Annotated in this window: 5 protein-coding genes and 1 pseudogene; 5 read left to right on the forward strand and 1 reads right to left on the reverse strand. The window is 33.5% G+C overall.

Features of this window, described 5'->3' with window-relative positions; all coding sequences use genetic code 11:
• The first annotated feature begins 139 nt into the window (after positions 1 to 139).
• Positions 140 to 952, forward strand: a complete 813-nt coding sequence (locus AMS59_RS00190) for an alpha/beta hydrolase (protein ID WP_234007647.1) — start codon at positions 140 to 142, stop codon at positions 950 to 952.
• 74 nt (positions 953 to 1026) lie between these two features.
• Here AMS59_RS00190 and AMS59_RS00195 read toward each other — a convergent pair whose 3' ends face one another.
• The gene (locus tag AMS59_RS00195; RefSeq protein ID WP_053481764.1) at positions 1027 to 1596 is read right to left on the reverse strand and encodes a TetR/AcrR family transcriptional regulator; all 570 of its coding nucleotides are present in this window, start codon (positions 1594 to 1596) and stop codon (positions 1027 to 1029) included.
• Positions 1597 to 1789: 193 nt separating this feature from the next.
• Between AMS59_RS00195 and AMS59_RS00200 the strand changes: the two genes are divergently transcribed.
• From AMS59_RS00200 to AMS59_RS00215, 4 genes and pseudogenes are all read left to right on the forward strand, one after another.
• Entirely contained in the window at positions 1790 to 2710 is a 921-nt protein-coding gene (locus AMS59_RS00200; RefSeq protein WP_053481765.1) for a DsbA family protein, read from the forward strand.
• 58 nt (positions 2711 to 2768) lie between these two features.
• Positions 2769 to 3074 (forward strand): monooxygenase, encoded by a 306-nt coding sequence (locus tag AMS59_RS00205; RefSeq protein ID WP_053481766.1) that lies wholly within the window; start codon positions 2769 to 2771, stop codon positions 3072 to 3074.
• A gap of 179 nt (positions 3075 to 3253) precedes the next feature.
• A complete protein-coding gene (locus AMS59_RS00210) occupies positions 3254 to 3631 on the forward strand; it encodes a GntR family transcriptional regulator (RefSeq protein WP_053481767.1) in 378 nt (125 codons plus the stop codon).
• A pseudogene (locus AMS59_RS00215) lies at positions 3631 to 4179 on the forward strand (ABC transporter ATP-binding protein); the annotation flags it as partial. The gene AMS59_RS00210 and the pseudogene AMS59_RS00215, both read left to right, overlap by 1 nt.
• Positions 4180 to 4255 lie beyond the last annotated feature (76 nt).

Consider the following 4255-nt stretch of genomic DNA (forward strand, 5'->3'; position numbering starts at 1 on the left):
AAATAGATTTTTGAATAGCAAAATAGCTAATAATACGAAGTGTTGATCAGGATTTTTTTACTGCGAAAGTTGAGTTATTCATCAAATACAATTATCAAAGGAAAATAAATTATTTACGCCAACAGGGAAAAGGGTAGAAGTGAATGGGCATCAAATGCATGTGTACAAAGAAGGAAATGGAGAAGAAACGCTTGTATTTATGTCTGGGGGAGGCACAAGCTCACCTTTTTTAGATTTTAAATCATTATATTCATTGTTAAGCGATAAATATAAAATCGTTGTCGTTGAAAAGGCCGGCTATGGCTTTAGTGACATTACAAATTCTGACCGTGATATTGATACAATTTTACAAGAAACAAGAGAAGCTCTATTAAAATCAGGCGTTGAAGGACCTTATATTTTATTTCCTCATTCTATGTCTGGTATTGAAGCATTGTATTGGGCACAAGTCTACCCGAATGAAGTAAAAGGAATTATAGGATTGGATATGGCTGTTCCTGCTGCGTATAAAGATTATGCTTTAAATATGCCTTTAGTTCATTTAAGTGCCTTTGCTGCTAATATTGGTTTTACTAGATGGATTCCGAGCCTTGCTGAAAGTGATGCCATCAAATATGGAACTTTGACAGATGAAGAAAAAGAATTGTATAAAGTGATTTTTTATCGTAGAACGGCAACTAAAAATATGGTGAATGAAATTAAGCATATTAAGGCAAATGCTGAAAAGGTAGGAGCGGCTGGAATCCCAAATATTCCTATGCTTTTGTTCTCTTCAAACGGTCAAGGGACAGGTTGGGATAAGGATGCGTGGATTGAATTTCAAAAGGATTTTCTTAGTAAGCATAAAGATGGAACATTAATAAAATTAGATTGCTCTCACTATATTCATGATATTGAATTTAAGCGCATAGCGGACGAATCAGAAAATTATATAGAGAGTTTAAATCGCTAAATCTTCAGAGCATGTTTTGAATAGTCTTTTCAAAGCATGCTCTGCTTTTAAGTGATAGGGAAAGTCCAATCACATTAGTTTTTAGAATCTAAAGTAATCCCAGATAATATATAAGGAACTGACAATTTAATAAATTCCTCCGGGGATTTATCTATACTATTTTTTCTCCATTCCACAGAAGCACCGTAAATTCCCCAGCTTAGTATGACAGCGGTAGTTTTTAGCGCCGCATCCTCTTTCATATTATGTTGTTTTAATAACATCTTGTAAAAAACAATTTCGAGATGCTCCCGAATGATACGGGAAATGGTATCTTCATATCCTCTATGACAACGATTAGATAAAGATTTTTGAAAGTTCGTTATGGCAATAAAAATATGAATAATTGATTCTTCATTTAGATCGCTTTTTTCGAAGATACTACAATTTAAATTAACTAATAATACTTCTGATAATACCTTATCCAATAAGTCATATACATCTTGAAAGTGATAATAGAATGTTGCGCGATTAATCATAGCTTCTGTCGTAATATCCTTCACAGTAATATCCTTAAATTCTTTTTGACTCGAAAGTTCAATGAAAGAATCCATAATTAATTTGCGAGTACGAAGAACACGAGGGTCAGTCTTTGATTGGGTCATTTTTTTGTATCACTCCTACTTTTTAAACAATTTCTTCGATGTGTTGTATATACGACAAATCTAAGGAACTATTGGTACAGATGATCTTTAGTATTTACTAAAATACGATTATAAAGCAAATATGCTTCTTTAGAAAACGATACAGCAAAGTATTCCTATTTATAAAGATATTAAAATGAAAGTGGTGAATATGATGACGAACAATAATAATTTAATTTGTGATTTAGAAACGGGAGTATGTGGTGTTTCAGAAGGTGATGAAATGGAGGTGATTGATTTCAATCAAAAAAGGAAATCAATTGATTTATATTATGTGACAGATCCGATCTGCTCGCATTGTTGGGCATTAGAGCCAGTTCTTCGTCGCTTTGTAGAGCAATACGGTCCTTATGTTAATTTCCAACCTATAATGGGAGGTTTGCTTGAAAAATGGGCTGGCTTTGCTGATGTATCTAATGGTATATCAAGTCCATCAGATGTAGCTGGACATTGGAGAGAGGTTGGCGAGCATAGTCGTATGCCAATCGATGGTACGCTTTGGTTTGATAATCCCATTCAATCATCTTATCCTCCATCTAAGGTTTTTAAAGTGATTCAAAAGCACAATGGAGATTTAGCAAATGTGTTTTTACGCCGTGCAAGAGAAGCCGTTTTCGTATTTAATCAAAATATTGCGGAGAAATCGGTGTTAATTGCAATCGTAAATCAACTTGGACTTGATGGAGAAAAGATTGTAAAAGAGGCCGAACTACCGATTGGACAGCAATTATTAACTGAAGATTTTGCGCTAGCTTCACAACTAGGCGTTAGAGGATTTCCAACCATTATCATGTTGAACGAAGAAAATAAAGGTGTAAAAATTGTCGGTAGCAGAACGTTAGATTCTTATATTGCTGGGCTAAAGCAAATTCTTAATTTAGATGAATTGCAGCCAAAACAACAGCCAGAACTTTTTAGTTTACTGAAGAAGGAAAAGCTTCTTTTTTCGAAGGAGATTGAAGTAATGTACGATATTGAACAAAAAGATATCAACATATTTATTGAAAAAGAGCTTTCATCAACAGCTTATGATGCGAAAGAAATACTTGGTGAAACATATTTTGTAACTAAATAAAAGAGTCGTTTTTGTATAAAACTAATTGTTATAGAAAAATCAAAGGGGAGTTTTAATCATGAAATACTTATTACAAGTTGATTTTACAATGGAAGGGCCATTCGGTGAAGAAATGTCCGAGGCATTTGCAGATTTAGCGAAAAGTATTAACGAAGAGTCGGGTATGATTTGGAAGATTTGGACTGAGGATGCTACGACTAAAGAAGCAGGTGGGATATATTTATTTGAAACCAAAACAGATGCTGAGCAATATTTAACTATGCATACAGAACGATTAACAAGTTTCGGTATTACCGATATTCGTGGGAAAATCTTTGAGGTAAATGAAGTATTATCAACAATTAATAATGCTCCAATTAAATAGTTAGCTAAAGCTAATTAGGGTCAACAAAATAATTAAAAACAGAGAACATGAGATTGTGATTTAACAATCTCATGTTTTCGTTTTTTTAAGTTCAATAAGAATTTTACTTGCAAAATAAGTTTAGTGTGTATATATTGTGTATAGAGTATATATACAATATTTCGCGAAGAGGTATTTGCATGCAAATTATTATTTCAAACAGCTCAAAAGAGCCGATTTATGAGCAAATTTATGCTCAAATTAAAAAACTAATTTTATCAGGTGAATTACAGGAAGGTCAGTCATTGCCATCGATGCGCCAGCTAGCAAAGGATTTAGAAATTAGCGTTATTACTACAAAACGTGCTTATGAAGAGCTTGAGAAAAACGGATTCATTTATTCTATTGTCGGAAAAGGTTCGTTCATCTCCGAACAAAATAAGGAATTGATGAGAGAAAGAAAAATAAAGGTAATCGAAGAAAATCTGTTGGTTGCCATTCAAAACGCGAAGGAAATGGACATTAGCTTAACGGCGCTTAAGGAAATGCTTACTTTATTGTATACGGAGGATGAATGATGGAAAATGTTATTGAATTACAGCATATTCATAAAGCTTTTAAAGGATTTCAGGTAAAAGATCTTTCTATTAACGTTAAAAAGGGCTTTGTAACTGGATTTATCGGTGGAAATGGTGCAGGTAAATCAACAACGATCAAATTGATTATGAACTTATTACAGCAAGATAGTGGTACTGTTTCGTTGTTTGGTATGAATTATAAGGGGCATGAAAAAGAAATAAAGGAACGTATTGGTTTTGTCTATGATGAAAATGTCTTTTATGAAAATATGACTTTAAAGGATATGAAAAGGATTATTAAACCAGCCTATAAAAACTGGGATGATAGCGCTTTTCAACATTATGTTGATCAGTTCGAACTACCATTGAATAAACACATGAAGACCTTTTCGAAGGGAATGAAGATGAAAGCCTCGTTAGCTATAGCTTTAGCTCATCATGCAGAATTAATTATTATGGATGAGCCAACAGCTGGACTCGATCCGATATTTCGTAGAGAATTACTAAATATTTTACATGAGTTAATGCAGGATGAGGAAAGAACAATTGTAAGCGTCAAATAGCGCCCACGTGTTTTTCCGTGGGCGCTTTGTTGTATGCTTTAATTAGTTTTCTTTGGAACGT

This window comes from Lysinibacillus sp. FJAT-14745 (assembly GCF_001275675.1).
GTDB lineage: Bacteria > Bacillota > Bacilli > Bacillales_A > Planococcaceae > Lysinibacillus.

Coding starts and splice junctions, on each gene's coding strand:
- AMS59_RS00210 (WP_053481767.1), top strand. CDS start 3,254: ATGCAAATTATTATTTCAAACAGCTCAAAAGAGCCGATTTATGAGCAA.
- AMS59_RS00205 (WP_053481766.1), top strand. CDS start 2,769: ATGAAATACTTATTACAAGTTGATTTTACAATGGAAGGGCCATTCGGT.
- AMS59_RS00195 (WP_053481764.1), bottom strand. CDS start 1,596: ATGACCCAATCAAAGACTGACCCTCGTGTTCTTCGTACTCGCAAATTA.
- AMS59_RS00200 (WP_053481765.1), top strand. CDS start 1,790: ATGACGAACAATAATAATTTAATTTGTGATTTAGAAACGGGAGTATGT.